The organism is Amycolatopsis sp. NPDC050768 (assembly GCF_040654155.1).
GTDB lineage: Bacteria > Actinomycetota > Actinomycetes > Mycobacteriales > Pseudonocardiaceae > Amycolatopsis.
The window spans coordinates 280,149-298,639 of the sequence record NZ_JBFAHL010000013.1; the positions used below are offsets into that span (position 1 = coordinate 280,149).

Annotated in this window: 19 protein-coding genes; 11 read left to right on the forward strand and 8 right to left on the reverse strand. The window is 67.3% G+C overall.

Annotation, left to right across the window (positions count from 1 at the left end):
* Genes AB0H62_RS33780 through AB0H62_RS33790 form a run of 3 tightly spaced genes read right to left on the reverse strand, consistent with a single transcriptional unit; the run spans window position 1 to window position 2,320 of the window.
* Window positions 1–1,050: a Scr1 family TA system antitoxin-like transcriptional regulator gene (locus AB0H62_RS33780; RefSeq protein WP_360590595.1), complete on the reverse strand. Its 1,050-nt coding sequence runs from the start codon at window positions 1,048–1,050 to the stop codon at window positions 1–3.
* The gene (locus AB0H62_RS33785) at window positions 933–1,832 is read right to left on the reverse strand and encodes a phosphotransferase (protein WP_360590597.1); all 900 of its coding nucleotides are present in this window, start codon (window positions 1,830–1,832) and stop codon (window positions 933–935) included. Before AB0H62_RS33785 ends, AB0H62_RS33780 begins: the two co-directional genes overlap by 118 nt.
* Window positions 1,829–2,320 (reverse strand): hypothetical protein, encoded by a 492-nt coding sequence (locus tag AB0H62_RS33790; RefSeq protein ID WP_360590599.1) that lies wholly within the window; start codon window positions 2,318–2,320, stop codon window positions 1,829–1,831. Before AB0H62_RS33790 ends, AB0H62_RS33785 begins: the two co-directional genes overlap by 4 nt.
* Window positions 2,321–2,566: 246 nt before the next feature.
* On the opposite strand from AB0H62_RS33790, the gene AB0H62_RS33795 reads away from it, so the two are divergent.
* Entirely contained in the window at window positions 2,567–3,460 is an 894-nt protein-coding gene (locus tag AB0H62_RS33795; RefSeq protein WP_360590601.1) for a helix-turn-helix transcriptional regulator, read from the forward strand.
* Window positions 3,432–3,626 carry a DUF397 domain-containing protein gene (locus AB0H62_RS33800; RefSeq protein WP_360590603.1) on the forward strand — a complete coding sequence of 65 codons (195 nt, stop codon included), beginning with the start codon at window positions 3,432–3,434 and terminating at the stop codon, window positions 3,624–3,626. The genes AB0H62_RS33795 and AB0H62_RS33800 overlap by 29 nt, the downstream gene beginning before the upstream one ends.
* Window positions 3,627–3,691: 65 nt before the next feature.
* Here the strand turns inward: AB0H62_RS33800 and yidC are convergent, their stop codons facing one another.
* Together yidC and AB0H62_RS33810 are read right to left on the reverse strand one after the other, a co-directional pair.
* Window positions 3,692–4,363: a membrane protein insertase YidC gene (gene yidC / locus AB0H62_RS33805; RefSeq protein WP_220243600.1), complete on the reverse strand. Its 672-nt coding sequence runs from the start codon at window positions 4,361–4,363 to the stop codon at window positions 3,692–3,694.
* An 81-nt stretch (window positions 4,364–4,444) separates the two neighbouring features.
* Entirely contained in the window at window positions 4,445–4,750 is a 306-nt protein-coding gene (locus AB0H62_RS33810) for a DUF6412 domain-containing protein (protein ID WP_220243599.1), read from the reverse strand.
* A 210-nt stretch (window positions 4,751–4,960) separates the two neighbouring features.
* On the opposite strand from AB0H62_RS33810, the gene rho reads away from it, so the two are divergent.
* The 3 genes from rho to AB0H62_RS33825 all read left to right on the forward strand — a co-directional run bounded on the left by rho (window position 4,961) and on the right by AB0H62_RS33825 (window position 8,877).
* The gene (rho, locus tag AB0H62_RS33815; RefSeq protein ID WP_360590606.1) at window positions 4,961–6,028 is read left to right on the forward strand and encodes a transcription termination factor Rho; all 1,068 of its coding nucleotides are present in this window, start codon (window positions 4,961–4,963) and stop codon (window positions 6,026–6,028) included.
* Between the two features lie 22 nt (window positions 6,029–6,050).
* The gene (locus AB0H62_RS33820) at window positions 6,051–6,542 is read left to right on the forward strand and encodes a MarR family winged helix-turn-helix transcriptional regulator (protein WP_360590608.1); all 492 of its coding nucleotides are present in this window, start codon (window positions 6,051–6,053) and stop codon (window positions 6,540–6,542) included.
* Window positions 6,543–6,648: 106 nt separating this feature from the next.
* Entirely contained in the window at window positions 6,649–8,877 is a 2,229-nt protein-coding gene (locus AB0H62_RS33825; protein ID WP_360590610.1) for an LLM class flavin-dependent oxidoreductase, read from the forward strand.
* 4 nt (window positions 8,878–8,881) lie between these two features.
* Here AB0H62_RS33825 and AB0H62_RS33830 read toward each other — a convergent pair whose 3' ends face one another.
* Complete coding sequence (locus AB0H62_RS33830) at window positions 8,882–9,559, reverse strand: amino acid permease (RefSeq protein WP_360590612.1); 678 nt, start codon at window positions 9,557–9,559, stop codon at window positions 8,882–8,884.
* A 363-nt stretch (window positions 9,560–9,922) separates the two neighbouring features.
* On the opposite strand from AB0H62_RS33830, the gene AB0H62_RS33835 reads away from it, so the two are divergent.
* From AB0H62_RS33835 to AB0H62_RS33850, 4 genes are all read left to right on the forward strand, one after another.
* Entirely contained in the window at window positions 9,923–10,420 is a 498-nt protein-coding gene (locus tag AB0H62_RS33835; protein WP_220243594.1) for an Lrp/AsnC family transcriptional regulator, read from the forward strand.
* 178 nt (window positions 10,421–10,598) lie between these two features.
* Entirely contained in the window at window positions 10,599–11,990 is a 1,392-nt protein-coding gene (locus tag AB0H62_RS33840; RefSeq protein WP_360590614.1) for an aspartate aminotransferase family protein, read from the forward strand.
* Between the two features lie 46 nt (window positions 11,991–12,036).
* On the forward strand, window positions 12,037–12,585 hold the full coding sequence (locus AB0H62_RS33845; protein ID WP_360590615.1) for a dihydrofolate reductase family protein: 549 nt from the start codon (window positions 12,037–12,039) through the stop codon (window positions 12,583–12,585).
* Between the two features lie 85 nt (window positions 12,586–12,670).
* Window positions 12,671–13,078: a YbjN domain-containing protein gene (locus AB0H62_RS33850; RefSeq protein ID WP_220243591.1), complete on the forward strand. Its 408-nt coding sequence runs from the start codon at window positions 12,671–12,673 to the stop codon at window positions 13,076–13,078.
* Between the two features lie 51 nt (window positions 13,079–13,129).
* Here the strand turns inward: AB0H62_RS33850 and AB0H62_RS33855 are convergent, their stop codons facing one another.
* Together AB0H62_RS33855 and AB0H62_RS33860 are read right to left on the reverse strand one after the other, a co-directional pair.
* Complete coding sequence (locus AB0H62_RS33855; RefSeq protein ID WP_220243590.1) at window positions 13,130–14,590, reverse strand: alpha/beta hydrolase; 1,461 nt, start codon at window positions 14,588–14,590, stop codon at window positions 13,130–13,132.
* A 132-nt stretch (window positions 14,591–14,722) separates the two neighbouring features.
* A complete protein-coding gene (locus tag AB0H62_RS33860; protein WP_360590618.1) occupies window positions 14,723–16,291 on the reverse strand; it encodes an oleate hydratase in 1,569 nt (522 codons plus the stop codon).
* 366 nt (window positions 16,292–16,657) lie between these two features.
* Between AB0H62_RS33860 and AB0H62_RS33865 the strand changes: the two genes are divergently transcribed.
* The gene (locus AB0H62_RS33865) at window positions 16,658–18,217 is read left to right on the forward strand and encodes an alpha/beta hydrolase domain-containing protein (protein ID WP_360590620.1); all 1,560 of its coding nucleotides are present in this window, start codon (window positions 16,658–16,660) and stop codon (window positions 18,215–18,217) included.
* Between the two features lie 125 nt (window positions 18,218–18,342).
* Entirely contained in the window at window positions 18,343–18,474 is a 132-nt protein-coding gene (locus AB0H62_RS33870) for a hypothetical protein (RefSeq protein WP_360590622.1), read from the forward strand.
* Window positions 18,475–18,491: the final 17 nt, after the last annotated feature.

Genomic DNA, 18,491 nt, shown 5'->3' on the forward strand with positions numbered 1-18,491 from the left:
CTACCTCGTCATCAACTGCGCCCACAACCCGTCTTCCGCGTTGCTCGACACTTCGGAAATATCCTGTCGCACGCGCGATTCCCGCTCCGCGACGCACGCTTCGAGTGCTGCAACTGAGTCTTCGTGCGAAAGTCCTCGCGCATCGAGGTTCTCGGCGGCGGTTCGATAGTGGCCGCGCTTGTCGACGAGGAAGACCGAGGTGTCATAGGCGTCGCACCGGACGATGGGATCGCCTTGCGGCATCGTGAACAAGGTGAACGCGCCCGCCAGCCCGGGGTGGAAACCAACGTCGCTCGGCACGAGTCGAATGGTCACGGCGGCGTTGATGGCCGTGGTGTCACCGAGGAACCGCAGCTGGCGCACCATCGTGTCGTCGTTGTCGACGGTCTCTTGCAACGCGGCCGCCCCGACGAACACGTCGACAGGCACGCGGGTTCCTGCGGGAGAAGACGTCCGTCGTTCGAGGAATTCGGCGAGGTAGGCCTCACGGGCGACGACGGTCGGCAGCGCGGCCTTCACCGTTGCGCGGAGGTAATCGGGGATCTGCAACAGAGGCGGGATGAGCAGGGGGCTCCAGATCGTCATCGCGGTTGCGACGGCCTCGTGCGCGGTCTCGGCCAGGTGGTGGCCCAGGGCGGCCTTCGACCCGAAGGTGATCGAGTTCGGGTCGGAGAGTCCGCGTGCGAGGTTGAGGATGTGCCGGGCCTGGTCGCGTCGCACGCCGAGCGCGCCGAGCACCCGTGACACCTCTTCCGAATCGGGAGTTCGGGTGCCGTGCTCCCAGTGCGCGAGGATCGAAGGATTCACGTCCAGGCGGCGCGCCAGTTCACGCAGGCCGAACCGGGCAGCCTGGCGAGCTTCGCGCAAGCTGGCGCCGAGGATCCTGACCCGTGGGCTGAGAGTTTGCGTGTCCCGCACGACGAACCTTCTTTCTACACACGGCGTGGCCGCACATTCCAGCTGGTCAACCTGTGAGCGGCGTAGTCTTTCGCCGCGAAACTGAGCTCGGTGGAGCCGGTGAAGGGACTCGTGACACCGCGGTAGGTCCACAAACCAGCGACGTAGCACGCGAACGCCGTCAAGGCTTCTTTCGTCGCGGTCTTCCAGCTCGGCACGGCGGTCGCCCATTGTTCTGCTTCAGCTGGTCGGTGACCTGCGGCGATGAGACGGATGACCAGTAAGGCGACATCCACCCAGGCGGCTCCGGAAGCGGGCCGACCCCAGTCGATCACTCGGACCCGACCGGTCTTGTCGTCGATCATGAACTGGTGTTCGTGGAGATCCGTGTGCAGCAACGTGCTTCCGCTGACGAGCCGGGCCGCTCGCCGGCTCCACTCCGTCACCTCGTCGAGATCCCAGCCGACGACGTCCTCCGAAGCGACCTCGGCCAGCTTGGTCCACCAGTCCGCCGCCGCCCACCGCGCGCTGAGCGGTTGAGCGGTGCCGCCGTCGAACTCGCTGATCCTGGTCACAGTCTCCGCGATCAGCGGCAGATCGGCGGAGTCGGGAGCCAGAACGGCCGGGCGGCCGGAAAGGTACTCGAAGCCTACGACGAGCCAGTCCGGATCGACGTCCTCACAGAACCGGGTCGCCGGGGCGAGCCCGGTGGCCAGCTCGCCGGCCGTGGCCTCGTTGCGCAGCCACCGCATCCGGGGACTGACACCCCGCACGCCCTTGAGGAAGGCAGTCCCGCGGTCGTTTTTGACGACGAGCGCCAGATTGCAGTTCTGCCCGTGCTCGACTTCGCGAAGAACCGTTGGCTGTCCGAGGTGCTGTCGGATCACACCCCGGACAGGCTCCGGTAGGGCGTCCCATCCGTACCGTTCGATCACGAGGTGATTGTCTCCGTTTGCACCGACCGGTGATGGCACCCGGTGTTGCCCCCGGAGTGGGTGCAGCCCTGCTGGCACTGGGAGCACCTCGCCGACGCATCCCAAAGCGCCAAGTCGACCGCGAACCCGGCGTCACGCATTGCCCGGATCGAGCGGTCGACGTTCTTCTGCGGAGAAAAACCCTTCGGTGTCACGCCGAGCGGTGTCGGGTCGTGGTGCAGGAAGTGCCCGGCGATCCCGTCGCAGAAATCCGCGTATTCCTTCGTGTAGAGGATGAACGCGTGCCATCCGATGTCGATGGTGCTGCTCGGCGAGAGCGGTGCCTCCGGCCGGGCACAGGCCGCGAGGAACGCCAAGGCTTGGTCCACGATGCGGGCCGCGAACTCGGCGGACATCCCCTGTTCCTTGACGATCCGTCGCGTGAGCTGCTCGAACAGCTCTTCGGACACCAAGCCCTGGCCTGTGTAGTCGTCCACGGAGATGGTCATGCCTCGTCCCTTCCCACGCTGCTCGTCGAGTGGTCGGGCAGGCGAGGCCCACCTTGTGAACAGTGGACCCCGCCTGCCGTCGGCTGGCCGGTGACGATGAAGAGCTGCTCTTCACTGCCGGGATCGGAAGCAGCTCTTCACGGGCGGTGACCGGGCCAGCACGTGAACAGTAAACCTATGCATGTACACGATGCAAGTAAAAATTTGTGCACATGCACGATATCTGCCGAACGCTATGCTGCGCGCATGGCTCAGACCCGCACCCGTGCGCGACGCCTCCTGGGCGCCTACCTGACGTTCCTGCGCAAGGACGTGGGCAAGTGTTCAGTGGTCGAGGTTGCCGAGTACCTGGGCATTTCCGCGCCATCGGTCACCCGGTATGAGAACGGCGACGTCCTCATGAAGGTCTCCGTGGTACGGGACATGTGCAGGTACTACGGGGCGGACGCCGACCAGAGCGCCGAAGCGGAGCGTCTCTTCAAGGTTGCCGATGAGGAACCGCCGCCGGCTCGTCTGCCTCCGGGTGCACCAAGCGAGTTCCGCCGGTACCTCGCCGCTGAGCGTGATGGGGTCGAGCTCTGGGTGTGCGAGCGAACCATGTGGCCTGCTCTGCTCCAGACTCGGGCCTACACCGCGGCCCTCTTCGACGCCGCTCCGCATTTCAACGATCCGAAGACGAAGACCGAGAGCTTGATCAAGGTTCGCCTGGAACGCCAAGAACGCTTGTCGCCCGATGATCCTCGGCCGCTGAAGGTGGAATTCCTGATCGACGAGGCGGTCGTCAATGGGTGCGTCGGCGGTCCTCAAGTGACCACGGAACAGCTGCGCAGCGTGCTCGCGGTCATGAAATACCCGAACGTGACGGTTCGAGTGGTCGAACACAAGCAGGGCGCTTATGGGTTGCTCTCGGGCGGCTACAACATCGTCTACTACGAGGAGTCCGACGCCCCGCCCGGTCTGTACATCGAGTTTCCCGGTGGCGGACGATGGTACGAGGACCCCAAAGACACCGGGCGCTTCACTGCCAGTCACAAGGACGCCCGGAAACTCGCGTTGTCAACCGATGACACGAGGGATCTTCTCGATCGACGTATAAGGGCGCTAGAGAGCAATGGACGAACGAAAGTGGCGGAAGAGTAGCTATTCCGGCGGGGAGAACAACAACTGCGTCGAGGTGGCCGAAGAAGCCGAGCTGCGGCTCATCCGGGACAGCAAGGACCCTGACGGAGGATTCTTCGAAGTACCGGCCGCCGGCTTCGCCGCACTTCTCGGATGCCTTAAGGCCAGCCCTCGACGGGCTGCCTAAGCACTGCCACGAACCCCGAGGTCCCCTGATGCGACCCCGCACCAGGGGACCCCGGCGTCGTGAGTTCAGCCCACCCGATACAGCACCGCTCGCTCCACCACCGTCCACGTCGTAGTCGTCAGCAGGTACAGCGAAGCGGCCAAGGGAACAAAAGCGGTGACCGCGACTGTTCCATAAGGCAGGAGGCGCAGGAACCGAGCGCCGGGAGCGGTGAGGTCGCGCTGGCGGTCCTGCCACCGGATCGAGAACCACGCCACCACGGCGAGCAGGCCGGCCACCACGAACACGACCGGTGCCGCCGCCAGTCCGTGGGCGCCGAGGGTGATGCCGAACAACGTGCTGCCGAGCAGGGCGTTGGGTGCGCCGGAGATCACGGCCGTGCTGAAGAGGTGGTACATCACCCAGAAGAACGGCAGCTGCGCGAGCATCGGCAGGCACCCGACGAACATCGACGTGCCCGACTCCTGCTGGAGTTTCGCCATCTCCGCCGCGAGCTTTTCGCGGTTTTTGCCGTGCTTCTCCTGCAGTTTGCGGATTTCCGGGGCCAACGCGGTGCGGGCCTGCTGACCGCGAGCCGCAGCCCGGGCGAACGGTACGAGCAGCAGCCGCACGGCGACGGTGAACAGCACGATCGCGGCGGCGGCCGCGAACGAGCCGGTGAGTGGTTCGGTCGCCGAGGCGAGCCAGTGGACGAGGTGGTACGCGCCGGCGACGGGCACGTCGAAGATTTCGGGCATGACAGCACTCCAGGGGAAAGCCGGTTCAGGGCAGGCGGAATCGGCTGCGGACCGTCCTGATCGGACTGACCTGGAAAGGGGTTACGCAGCCGGGGAGTGCCACCCGGGTGCGCGGGGCCGGCTTCGGCCGGGAGCGCCGGGATCGCGCAGCCGCAGGAAAGCCGCGCGACGGGCGCGCTGGTTCAGCGCGGTGCGGCGGGCGCGGACCGGGATGGTCCACGCGGCCAGCTCACCGCGGTTGGCGTTGCTGACGACCAGGACCACGAGCAGGCTCGCGGCCACCACGGAGGCGAACGCGAGGATCGCGGCCGGGCCGGCTTGGTCGAAGACGTGGACGGCGGGGAACGCCAGATGCAGTGGTGAAGCAAGGTGCAGCAGCGTGTACATGGCGACGTCCCCCTTTCTCCGTCGCCGCGATTATAGCGTGTTGTGGTCCTCGGCGCCCTTGCGCTATGCTCATCTCGATCCCCATGGATGCCGGCACGGCCGCCCGGGGGAGTTCTCAACTTTCACGAAAGCTGCGTCGCCTCGATGCGGCGTTCGCTCGTTTCGCGATCTCACCGAGAGACGCTTTCCATCCTTCAAGGAGTCAAAACCATGTCATACCAAGGAATTCTCGACATCCAGGGCAAGACCGCCACCCTCGGCTACGCGCCGGGCGGTCCGTCCGTCCCCTTTGGACTGATCCGCAAGCACAACCTGCGGCGCGGCGACGAGATCGTCGTCGACGGCGAGCAGGTCGTCTCGGTCAACGGTGCTCCTCCGGCGCAGAACCGCCCGGAGTTCGAACGGCTCACGCCGGTGCACCCCGACCGGCGCCTCGTCCTCGAAACCACCCGCCATCAGCTCACCACCCGCGTGCTCGACCTCGTCGCGCCCGTCGGCAAGGGGCAGCGCGCATTGATCGTGGCGCCGCCCCGGACCGGGAAAACGTCGGTGCTGCAGGCGATCGCGCAAGCCGTGGCCGTGAACCACCCCGACGTGCACCTCATGGTGCTGCTCGCCGACGAGCGGCCCGAGGAGGTCACCGACATGCAGCGGTCGGTGCGCGGTGAAGTGGTCGCGTCGACGTTCGACCGCAAGCCGGCCGAGCACGTGGCCGTGGCCGAGCTGGCCGTCGAGCGCGCCAAGCGGCTCGTGGAAAGCGGCCGCGACGTCGTGCTGCTGCTCGATTCGCTCACCCGCCTCGGCCGCGCCTACAACCTCGCCGCTCGCACGTCGGGCCGTGTCCTCTCAGGTGGTGTCGACGCCAGTGCGCTGCACCCGATGAAGAAGATCCTCGGCGCCGCGCGCAACATCGAGGACGGCGGTTCGCTCACGATCATCGCCACGGCGCTCGTCGGCACCGGCTCGCTCGCCGACACCGTGTTCTTCGAGGAGCTCAAGAGCACCGGCAACTCCGAGCTGCGGCTCGACCGCGTGCTGGCCGACAACCGCGTGTTCCCCGCTGTGGAGCTCTTCGGCTCCGGCACCCGCCGCGACGAGCTGCTCGTGCCGGCCGCGGAGCTGCAGGTCATGAACGAGGTCCGCCGCGCCCTGTCCGGCCAGGACCCCAAGCGCGCGACCGAGCAGTTCCTCGACCAGGTCCGCACCACGAAGTCCAACGCCGAGTTCATCGCCCGGGTCGCCGCGTCGCTCGGCACGCCGGCCGCGCTCGCCGCGTGAGCGCGAGAGGTAATCTCGAAACATGGCGACACACGGGCCCGAAGACCGGCCGGCCGGCAACCTGGGCTGGGCGCTGGGCACGGTGCTACGCCGCTGGAACGGCGAGGTCGACCACGTCCTCGCCGGCCTGCCCCAAGGTCCGCGCGGCTTCCAGGTCCTGGGCGCCGTCGTCCACGCCGACATCCCGACCCAAGCCGCGCTCGCCGCGCACCTCGGCATCGACCGCACGGTGATGACCTACCTCATCGACGAGCTCGTCGCCGCGGATCTCGTCGAACGCAAGCCCGCGCCGGAAGACCGCCGGGTGCGCCGCATCGTCGCCACGGCCCAGGGCCGCGAAGCGCTGGCCGACGCCGAGCGCCGCGTCGCCGCCGTGGAGGAAGCCGTGCTGGGCGGGCTGACCGCTGAGCAGCGTGCGTTGTTCCAGAACCTCACCTACCAGGCCGCGTGCCTGATCCACGAGCAAGACCCGGTGGCGGACTCGTGCCGCACCGTCTCCGAAGCTCTGCGCTGATCCTTCTCGCCCTCCTTGCGCGGTTGACGCTTGCCTGGGAATAGGTTGTCAAACAGATGAGTTGTAGATTAGATAAGTTGCAGCACAGACGAGAAGGCGGCAACCCATGCACGACCTGCTGTTCGGGACCTTTCTGACGCCCGACGCGCACCACCCCGAGCACGTCGTCGACCTGGCGATCGAGACCGAACGCGCGGGGCTGGACCTGGTGACCGTGCAGGACCACCCCTACAACGCCGGCCACCTCGACACGCAAACGCTGCTGACCTGGCTCGCGGCGAGGACGACGAAGCTGCGGGTCGCGGCGAACGTCACCAACTTGCCGCTGCGCCCGCCGCAGGTGCTGGCGAAGGCGGCGGCGTCGCTGGACTTGTTGTCCGGTGGGCGTTTCGAGCTGGGGCTGGGCGCGGGTGCGTTCGCCGACGCCGCGTTCCGGATGACCGGCCGGCGCCGCAGCACGGGCGAGTCGATCGAGGCGCTGACGGAGGCCATCGACGTCATGCGCGGTATCTGGGACACCGGCGCTTCCGGCCCGCTGCGCCACGACGGCAAGCACTACCAGGTCCCGGGCCTCAAGCGAGGCCCGCGGCCGGCGCACGACATCGGCATCTGGCTCGGTGCGTACCAGCCACGCATGCTCGCCCTCACCGGCCGCGCGGCCGACGGCTGGCTGCCCACCTACGAGTACCTCCGGAACCCCGGCCTCACCGAGGCGATCAAGCGCATCGACCACGCCGCCGCCGAAGCCGGGCGCGACCCGGCGGCGGTGCGGCGGCTGCTGAACGTGATGAACGTCGGCTTCTCGCCCACACGGCAAGGGTTTCTGCAGGGGCCGCCCGAACAGTGGGTCGACGAGCTGCTGCCGCTGATCCTCGACGTCGGCATCACCGGCTTCCTCTTCGGCGGTGACGATCCGCGCGTGATGCGGATCCTCGGCGAGGACGTCGCGCCGGCGGTGCGGGAGGCCGTGGAGAAGGAACGCAGTGGGGTGCGCTCGGCGGCTGCGTTGGCTCAGCGGCACCATGGGGTGGACTACGACGCGCTGCCGTCATCGTTGGCGGGCAAGGCGGTAGAGCCGGGGGATTCTGCGTACGAGCAGGTACGGCACACGTATGTGCGCACGGGGTCGCCGAACCTGGTGGTCCGCGCTCGGTCCACACAGGACGTGGTGGACACACTGGCCTTCGCGCGTCGGCAAAACCTGACGTTGGCCGTGCGCAGCGGTGGCCACGGCATCAGCGGTCGATCGACGCTCGACCGCGGGATCGTGCTCGACCTGGGCCGCATGAACGCCGTCGAGGTCCTGGATCGCGCGAAACGCTTGGTGCGCCTCGAGCCGGGCGCGCGGTGGGGCGACGTCGCGCAGGTGCTGGCGCGTGAAGGCCTCGCGATGAGCTCCGGTGACTACGGCGACGTCGGGGTCGGCGGCCTCGCCACCGCCGGCGGTCTCGGGTACCTGGCGCGGAAGTACGGGCTCACCATCGACCACGTCGTCGCGGCCGAGCTGGTGGTCGCCGACGGTCGGGTGCTGCGCGTGGATGCCGCCCACTACCCGGACCTGTTCTGGGCCCTCCGCGGCGCGGGCGGCAACTTCGGTGTGGTCACGGCGTTCGAGCTCGAAGCGTACGAAGTGGACAATGTCGCGTTCGCCAACCTCACCGTGGACGCCACCGACACCGCGGGCCTGCTGGAAGCCTGGGCCACGATCGTCGAGCACGCGCCGCGCGAGCTGAGCAGCTTCCTGGCTCTGCTGCCCGGGCGCCGCCGAAGCGCGCCCACCGCGCAGATCACCCTGATCTACGCCAACGACGACGTCGAAGCCGCGCAGGAGGTCTTCAGCCGTTTCCTCGACGTCGGCCCGGTGCTCGCGCAGCAGGCGCAGCTCGTGCCGTACGCGGCGATCATGGTGGCCCACCACAGTCCGCACCACGGCCAAGGCCTGTCCGACACGCGCAGCGGTCTGCTCACGCACGTGACCTCGCCGGTCGCGAACGCCGTCGCCGATCTCCTGGCTTCGGGTGACATCCTCATGGTCCAGTTCCGCTCTGCCGGCGGCGCGGTGAACGACCAGCCGGCCGACGCCACGGCCTACTCGCACCGCACGCAGAACTTCTCCGTGCTGGCTACTACCGCCCCCGCGTTGCGCGAGAGGATGGACCGCCACTGGGACGGCTTCCGCGCGCACTTGGACGGCATGTACCTGAGCTTCGAGACGGACACCCGCCCCGAACGCCTCCTCGACGCGTTCCCCGAGCCGGTGCTCACGAAACTGCGCGCGCTCAAGGCGGAATGGGACCCGGACGGCGTCTTCAACCGCAACTTCCCGATCACCTGACGGGTCAGTGGCCGGGAACCGTCACCAGCCACCGGCCGGAACGCCGACGCAGGTAGCAAAGCCAGTACACGCCCGACATCACGAGCACAGCGGCCGTGATGCCCAGGTCCAGCACGGTCTGCTCGACGAGCACGTACCCCAGTGCCAGCACCACGACCACCGGGATCACGGGCCAGCCCGGCATCCGCCAGACGTGCGGGCCGCGGTGGGCAGCGCGGCGGGCGCCGAGCACGGTGATCGCGATGGCCAGGTAGAGCGCGACCACGGCGACACCCGTGACGCCGCTCAGCGTCTCGACCGGGACGAAACACAGCACGGCCTCCGACAGGCCCACCACGAGCGTCGCGACCCACGGCGAGCCGAAGCGGGAGCTGACCACGCTCAGGGCACGGTTCACCGGGTCCGGCCAGGCGCGGTCGCGGCCCGACGCGTAGAGCACGCGCGAGTTCTGGATGACCATCACGATCACCGCGTTCACGATCGCGGCGGCGATGCAGAGGCTGATGACGGTGCCGAGCGTCGAGCCGCTCCAGCTCACGACCAGGGCGGTGAGGTCGACGTCGCCCAGGGAGCCGGTGTCGGCGAGCGTGATGGCGACGACGGGGACGAGGATGACGAGCGCGCTGATGCCGAGCGTCCACAGCACCGTTCGCGAGCGGTCGGCGTGCGCGAACCCGAGCACGACACGACCACCACGGCGATGAGCTCGATGGCGAGGAACACGCCGGTGATCCACGCGTTGGAGCGCAGGTTCGCCAGCCCCATGACAGTCGACGCCAGCATCACCGCGGCGCCGGCCGGCGAGGGGTCGAGGTGCACGATCGGGGCGAGGTAATCGGCCGTCGTGGTGGACTCGGCGAGAGCCGGATCAGGGGGCATTGGGGCGATGTCCCTCCGTCGGCGGCGCGATGTTTCGACGGATGGAACAGCACTGATTCGGTGTTGTCAACGCCGTCAAGACGACTAAATCCGTCGCCTGTCGCACTGTGGACGGTCGCGTTCAACGGCTCACGCACTGGCTTGCCGGGCGTCGGGCGGGTCGGGGATGATCCGGGGGGTGACCAGCCAGGAACCGAACCACCCCCGGCCCGCGCCGCCGGTGATCGACGACATCTCGAAGAAGATCATCGCTCAGCTTCAGGAGGACGGCCGCCGCGCCTACGCGACGATCGGCAAGGCCGTCGGCCTGTCGGAGGCCGCGGTGCGCCAGCGCGTGCAGCGCCTGTCCGATTCCGGGGTGATCCAGATCGTCGCGGTGTCGGATCCCTTGCAGGTAGGGCTTTTGCGTCAGGCCATGGTGGCGATCACCGTGGACGGCCCGCTCGAGCCCGTCGCGGACGCGCTCGCGGAGATGGCGGAAATCGACTACGTCGTGCTCTGCGCCGGCCGCTTCGACGTGTTGTGCGAAGCCGTGTGCGCCGACGACGAGGCCCTGCTGGACTTGATCTCCAACCGCATCCGCACGCTCCCGGGCGTCCGCACCGCGGAGACGCTCGTGTACCTGAAGCTGCGCAAGCAGTCGTACCAGTGGGGCACTCGCTGATCTAGGACGACTAAATCCGAAGTCCTGTCGTTCTCGATGGCCTGGAATTAGTCGACACTGGTCTTCTTCGCGACTGATCCGCTTGCATCTAATGGTCAACTCGTGCGATAACGAATAGGTCCGGCCGGTTCGCACCGCCATGCGTGCCCGGTACTTCGAGGTCCGCTTGCGAGGAGCCATGACCACCACCGCCGAACCCAACGCCGCCGCCGCGACCGGCCTGGCCGAGTCCGCGCGCGAGAATCTCTGGCTGCACTTCACGCGCCACTCGGGCTTCGAGTCCTCGGAGGTCCCCGTGATCGTGCGTGGGGAAGGTGCGTACATCTGGGACTCCCGCGGCAAGCGTTACCTCGACGGGCTCGCCGGTCTGTTTGCCGTCCAGGTCGGTCACGGCCGTGACGAGCTTGCGGAAGCGGCGGCCCGGCAGACGAAGCAACTCGCGTACTTCCCGCTGTGGGGTCACGCTCACCCGCCGGCGATCGAGTTGGCCGAGCGTCTCACGGCTGCCGCGCCCGGGGATCTGAACCGGGTCTTCTTCACCGTCAGCGGTGGTGAGTCCGTGGAGACGGCTTGGAAGCTGGCCAAGCAGTACTTCAAGATCGTCGGCAAGCCGACCAAGCACAAGGTGATCAGCCGCGCGCTCGCGTATCACGGCACTTCCCAGGGGGCGTTGTCGATCACCGGCATTCCTGGTGCGAAGGCGGACTTCGAACCGTTGGTGCCTAGTACGTTGCGGGTGCCCAATACGAACTTCTACCGTGCTCCTGAGCATGCTGATGACTACGAGGCTTATGGTCGGTGGGCGGCTGATCAGATCGAGCAGGCCATCGAGTTCGAAGGTGCGGATACGGTTGCCGCGGTGTTCCTCGAGCCGGTGCAGAACACCGGTGGTTGTTTTGTCCCCCCGCCCGGGTACTTCGAGCAGGTTCGAGAGATCTGTGACCGGCATGATGTGTTGCTGGTTTCGGATGAGGTGATTTGTGCGTTCGGTCGGGTCGGGTATGACTTCGCGGCCAAGCGGTATGGATATCAGCCCGACATCATCACCACGGCCAAGGGGCTCACGTCCGGTTATGCTCCTCTGGGTGCGGTGCTCGCGAGTGACCGGTTGATGGAGCCGTTTGAGACCGGGTCGACGACGTTCATGCATGGCTCCACTTATGGTGGCCATCCGGTTTCGTGTGCTGTGGCGTTGGCCAACCTGGATCTGATCGAACGTGAGGGCATTTACGGTCATGTCCTTGCTCAGGAATCAGCTTTCCGTTCCACGCTTGACCGGCTGCTGGATCTCCCGATCGTCGGTGATGTCCGAGGTGCGGGGTTCTTTTATGGGATCGAGCTGGTGAAGGACAAGGCCACGAAGGAAACCTTCACGTCGGAGGAATCCGAACGGGTCCTGCGAGGCTACCTCTCCGACGCCCTCTTCGAAGCAGGCCTTTACTGCCGTGCCGACGACCGCGCTGAGCCAGTCATCCAGTTGTCTCCGCCGCTGATCTGCGGTCAGAAGGAATTCGACGAGATGGAACAAATCCTCCGCGAGACTTTGACAGGGGCTTGGAAGCTTCTTTAGAAGAAACTACGCGCTCGTCTGGGTCGGCCGGGGGTAGGTTGTCGTGATGAGGCCTTTGAGGTATTCGATCAACATCACCCTCGACGGGTGTTGTGATCATCGGGCGGGTACGCCCGATGAGGAGATCCATCGGCATGCGACCGGGGTTATCGGGCGGGCGGATGCGCTGCTCTTCGGGCGGGTGATCTACGAGATGATGGAAGCCGCCTGGCGGGAGCCGGATCCGGCGATGCCGGAGTGGATGTTGCCGTTTGCGGAGACGATCGGTGCGGCGAAGAAGTACGTCGTGTCGGGCACACTGGAGCAGGTGGACTGGAACGCCGAGCTTGTGCGCGGGGATCTGGGTGAGGCAGTCCGGCGTCTCAAAGCAGAGCCGGGCGAAGGGATCTACACGGGTGGCGTGAAGCTGCCGATGGCACTGGCAGAGCTGGGGCTGATCGACGAGTACGAGTTCGTCGTACATCCTCGCGTGGCGGGCCACGGGCCGACGTTGTTCGCAGGGTTGCCCGAGTACCTCGACCTGCGGCTGGTGGACCGGGCGGAGTTCGAGTCCGGTGCGGTCGCGATGAAGTACGAGCCGAAGCGCTCAGCCTAGAAACGGACATTGGAGACACTCCCAGCCCGACCGTCGGACCTTCACTACGCTTCCCCCTGTTCCCTCACGAAACGGAGGAAGCCGCGTGGCGGGATGGGCCGATCTGGTCGCGTTCATGAGGCAGGAGTACCGGGTGATCCGGGAGGAGCCCGACGAGGTGCGGATTCGCATGGCGTTCGGGGAGGATGCGGAGACGACCGGGCGCGCGCAGGTGGTGGTGGTCGCGCACGAGGTCTTCGACAAGAAGGAAGACTGGGTGCAGATCGCGACGCCGTTCGCGCGGGTGGACGAGGTGGACCTGCTCGACGTGCTGACCGAGGTGGGGCACACGCTCGTGGTCGGGGGGATCGTGGTGATGGGGGAGCACGTTGTCCTGCGGCATTCGTTGCCGTTGGTGAACCTCGACATCAACGAGTTCACGGACCCGCTGGAGCTGGTGGCCGGGTCGGCGGAGTTGCTGGAGCAGCAGTTCACCGGACGTGACGATTACTGACCGGCAATCGAAGAAGGGCCTCCCAAGGAAACCTGGGAGGCCCTTCTCGGTTCAGTAGGTAGGTCCGTCCATTCTGGACTTCGATGGACCAGGAGTCACGGCGGCGCAGTGGGTACCGCGGGCGGGAAGCACACCGTCGATGAGGAACTTGTCCGTGGTGGACACCATGCAGTCGCTGTTCTTGAAGTATGCGCTGTGGCCCCAGCCGTCGTAGGTCAGGAGGGGTGCGCCGGTTTGGCGGGCGACGTGCTGGGCCCAGGAGTAAGGCGTGGCGGGGTCGTAGCGGCTGTTCAGGAGCAGCACGGGCAGGTTGCCCAGGAAGCCGGGTGCGCGCTGCGGGTCGCGGACGGTGCCGGGCCAGCCGAGGCAGCCGGTGGCGGAGGTCCAGGCCAGGGGTGAGAACCGGATGTCCGGGGCGATCGCGCCCAGCGAGCGGCGGAAGGTTTCGAGCTCGCCGTAGCCGCTGACGGGCAGGCGCCAGTCGGAGCAGAAGATGCTGCTGAACGAGGTGGGCACGGTGATGTCGCCGAACCCGGACTCGGCGGGTTTGCCGTCGCGCAGGTTGACCATGCTCGTGGCGAGGCCGGACCAGTCGGGGCCGTAGAAGGCGTGGGTGATCATGCCCATCAGCGCGACCGGGTCGAGCGTGTCGTCGGGAGTGCCGAGGGTGCCGTGTTCGGCGCGGGAGTAGAGCTGGGCCATGACCGAGCGGACGTCCTGGCCGTGCAGGGCGCACGTCGTGGTGGTGGCGCACCAGTGGACGAACTGGCCGAACATCTCCTGCGTCGCGCGAGTCTGCGAGCTCAGGAACTCCCACGTGCTGCGCACGGAGTGGTCCATCGTCCCGTCGAGCACCAGCGCGCGGACGTGGTCCGGGTAGGCCTCGGCGTACTCCTGGCCCATGAGCGTGCCGTAGGAAGTGCCGTAGTACGTCAGCTTGCTTTCGCCGAGCGCGACGCGGATGGCGTCGATGTCGTGGGCCACACTCGTGGTGTCGACGTGCGAGGCGAGCGGCCCGGTGGTTTTCGCGCAGCTCGTGCCGAGAGCCTGGTTGCGCGCGGCCAGCTGGCGGAACTCGGCGACGCTCTTCGGCAGCTGTGGGTTCGGGGCCGTCACCTCGGTGAGGCCGCAGCGCACGGGGCTGCTCTGCCCGACGCCGCGCGGGTCGAAGCCCACGGTGTCGAAGCGGGCGGTGATGGCGGGCGACAGGGTCCAGCCGTCCTGCACCTCACCCGCGCCCTCGCCGCCCGGGCCGCCGGGGTCCATGAGGATGGAGCCGATGCGGTGGGCGGGGTCGGTGGCCTTGCGCCGCGCGAGGGCGAGCTGGATCGTGCCGTCGCCGGGATTCGCCCAGTCGATCGGGACGGTGACCGTGCCGCAGTCGACGCCGGCGGCGGTGGGGCACGGTTTCCAGTCGACGGTCTCGCGCGCGGCGCCGGCCGGGGCGGCGAGCAGAGCCGCGAGTGTGGTGACCGCCGCGGTGACGACCGTCAGCCTTCTGCCCAGGGCCATGCGCCACGCCTTCCGGTGGTGAAGATCAACCGTTCGGGCGTGGATCTTGCCAGAAGAACGTCGTCCCGGCCCGGTGAGAAGGGGCTCGCCGAGTCCCCCTGTCGTACCGGGGGAGCTCGGCGAGCCAGGGCGTCAGCGGCGGTGCAGCGTCTCGAGCGCTTCGACGAGCACCTTGGGGTTGTGCTGTCCCTTGTAGACGGCCGGTGGTTGCCGGTCCAGGTGCAGGAGCTGGGCGACGGCCGTCCACGCGGTGCGGACGGAGTACTCGACGGTGAACACGACGTCGTCCGGGACTTCGGCGTACTGGCCGATGAAGGCCAGGTTGGTGGAGCCCGGCGGGACGACCTGCGGGCGGTCGCCGGCCTTGCGGACCAGGAACTGGCTGGTGATGTACGGCATGGTCGCCGGCAGCACGATGGAGCTGTCGAGGATCCGGTCGCGGACGTCGTCGAAGTGCAGGTGGCCGAGTACCTCGGCGAGGATGTCGCGCCCGGAGCTCTCGGCCATGGTCGTGCCGATGTGATCGCCCTTCTTGTGGGGGAACAGCGCGTAGCCCCACCAGACGAACGTGTCCGAGGGTTGTTCGTGGAAGTGCGGCTGGTGGTTGAGCACGATGGTCAGCAGCCAGCTGGAGTCCTTGAACGTGATCAGGCCGCCCTTGCCGGCTTCGCTGCCGCTGAACTCTTCCATGAGCGTGAAGAACGTCGGATCCTTGGTGGTGACGGTGAACGAGGTCCAGGTCGACTCGTCGATGCTGGAGTCGAACACCGACGGGTCGCCGAAGCCGTCGTTCTTGGCCGCCAGCGTGCGCCACAGCTTCCACGCGCCCGCCGAACGGGTGGTGTCCAGCGCCGGGGGTGTGGTGGTCGAGCCCAGCGTGGAGTCGGCGGTCATCGAGCCGTTGGTGACGAAGACGAGGTCGTCGGGACCGAGGGCGATCTGCTCGGTGGCGCCCTTGCGGGTCCACTGCAGTGCCTGGACGGTGACCTCGGAACCAGCGGCGAACGCGAGGTCGGTGACGGTCGTGCCGAGCTGGATGGTGACTCCCTGTGCGTCGAGCCAGGCCAGCAGGGGACGCACGATCGAGTCGTACTGGTTGAACTTCGTTCGGTAGATACCCGACATCGTGTCGAAGGTCTTGAACAGGTGGACGAACCGGTTCAGGTACCGGCGGAACTCGATCGCGCTGTGCCAGGGCTCGAACGCGAACGTCGTGCACCACATGTACCAGAAGTTCGTGGTGAAGAACTCGGGGTGGAAGCAGTCGGAGATCCGCTTGCCGTCCAGGAGTCTTTCCGGCGTCGACACGCACTTGACGAGCTCGAGGCGGTCTCGTTCGGAGAATCCCATGGAATGGGCGTCGACGGGTTTGCCGTCTTTGTCGATCAGGCGGGCGTGGTCGTCCCACGCGAAGTGTTCGTGGAACTCGAAAGTGTCCTCGGTGACCGATTTCCTCGGATCGCCGAGGGAAGGGATGGAGGAAAGGAGGTCGTAGGTGCAGTCGAAATGGACCTCGAACATGCGGCCGCCGCGCATCGTGTAGCCGCTGTCGGGTGAACCCGCAGCGTCGAGGCTGCCACCCGTGCGGTCCTGTTCCTCCAGAATGGTGATGTCCGAGCCGGAGAAACCGCCCTCCCGGATCAGAAAAGCCGCTGCGGACAGCGCCGCAATCCCACTACCCACCAGGTATGCCTTTGCCACAGAGCTCTCCCGTTCCTCCGAACAAGCGCTCCCCGGAAAATGACAGGTTTCCGCCCGCAGTTGTGGTCACGGGGAGGAACTTGAATTGTTTTCAGTGAAGGCGGCGGAAACGCCGCGGGAATCGGGCTCGGCAGTGAGCACGCTTCCCTTCGAAACATAACAGGGGTTCCGTGCCCTGCGACGGGCTGTACCTGTTCGGGTGACGGAACGTGTTCGCCGGTCCGGGCGGTGGGTGTCCGCTCGTCTCGGTGCCGGCGCGGCCGTGACCGCCGGTCAAAACCGAATCAGATTCTTGACATGGCCGACTAAGCGGGCGTTCACTGGCTGGCGCCGGAAAGAGGCTGTCACCCTCGTGAAGGGACGTACATGTCCGGAAACCGCACTCAACGAAGACTGCGAACCACCATCCTCCTGGCACCGCTCACCCTCTTGCTCGCCGCGACACCGGCGCTCGCCGCTCCAGCCGCTCCAGCCGCTCCCGCCGCTCCCGCCGCGAAGGCCCCGCCGTCGAAGCCCCCGACCTCCGCTCCGGGCAACGGCCCGGCGAAGATCACCGGTCCCATCCCCGCGCAGGGCAAACCTGGGGATCCTGCGCACGACTACGTCTTCTACTCGACGCCGTACGACCTGAAGAAGGCCGGCTACGAGGAGGAAGAGTTCTTCATCTCCGGCACCGCCACGCGGTACAACCCGAACCCGACCGTCGACGAGCAGAAGCAGGTCGCCACCCCGCTGGGCACCACGCCGTACACGACCCGGATCGTGGTGCGACGCCCGGTGAAGCCCGCGAAATCGGCCGGCGTCGCGGTGGTCGACTGGCAGAACGTGACCGCCGGGCACGACATCGACACCGAGTGGGGCACGAGCGCCGACTACTACGTGCGCAACGGCTGGACGTGGGTGGGTGCTTCGGTGCAGCGCGTCGGCGTCAACGGCGCCACCACAGGCGGGACCGCCGGCCTCGGCCTCACGCAGTGGAGCCCGCAGCGCTACGGCTCGCTCGACGTCACCAACGGCGGCGCCGTGCTCGACGACTCGCAGTCGTTCGACATCTACACGCAGATCGCGCAGCTGCTCAAGGGCCGCGGCAAGAAGAACCCGCTGGCGGACCTCGGCATCGACCGCGTGTACGCCGGCGGCGCGTCGCAGTCCGGCCGCTACCTCGGCGTGTACTACAACACGGTGCAGCCCCTGCGCCACGTCTACGACGGCTTCCTCTTCGCCCTCTCCGACAGCTCCCTGCCGCCGCGCGACGGCGTCGGCACCAAGGCCATCCGCGTCTACACCGAAAACGACGTCTACCGCGGCGCCGGCGTGCCGAGCAAGACCGCGCCCGACAGCGATTCCCTGCGCACATGGGAAATCGCCGGCGCGTCGCACGTGCCCGCCTACTCGACCGGCACCGACCCGAACGACTTCCGCACCACGCTCGGCGCCATCCAGTCCCGCGAGTTCGGCGAGCAGGCCCCATTCTCCTGCACCAACCCCGGCCCGAGCCAGGTCGAATCCTGGACGGTCTTCCACGCCGCCTACGACGCGCTCGACAAATGGGTCAGCCGCGGCATTGCGCCTCGCCGCGCTGCGCCGCTGGCTTTGATCGACCCGGGCCCGCCCGCGAGTATCGCGCGTGACGCCAACGGCCTCGCCCAGGGCGGCATCCGCCTGCCCGACGTGGAAGTCCCCACGGGCCTCAACGACGGCATCAACTCACCCGCCAACCTCGACAACCCGCTCAGCTCCTTCTGCGTCCTCTACGGCACCCACCGCGACTTCGACGCTGCTCAGCTGAAGTCGTTGTATTACAGCAATAATGACTACCGGCAGCAGGTGGCCGATGTCGTGCAACGGCTGGAGACCCAGCACTTCCTCCTCGCGGAGGACGGTCGCACGCTGATCAGCCAGGCTGCGAAGCGAAAGCTGTTCTGACGCCGCTCAACCGACAAAACGGCTCCTCGCCGGGGTGTGATTCCTGGCGAGGAGCCGTTCAAACACGTCTGTGCCCACGGTAGGTCCGCTCGATGTGACGCGGATTTCGCCGCCTGCCATCGCATTTGAGGTCCGACGCCATCGTCGCGTCCGACGTCGCGCTCGGTCCGCGAGGCGCGGCCGGCCTCGGTGTCGTTGTCGCCGATGGCATGACGCTCGGCGTCGAAGCCGGCCGGCGGACCGTGCCGGCTGCGTGAGGCTGACCCACTCCCGC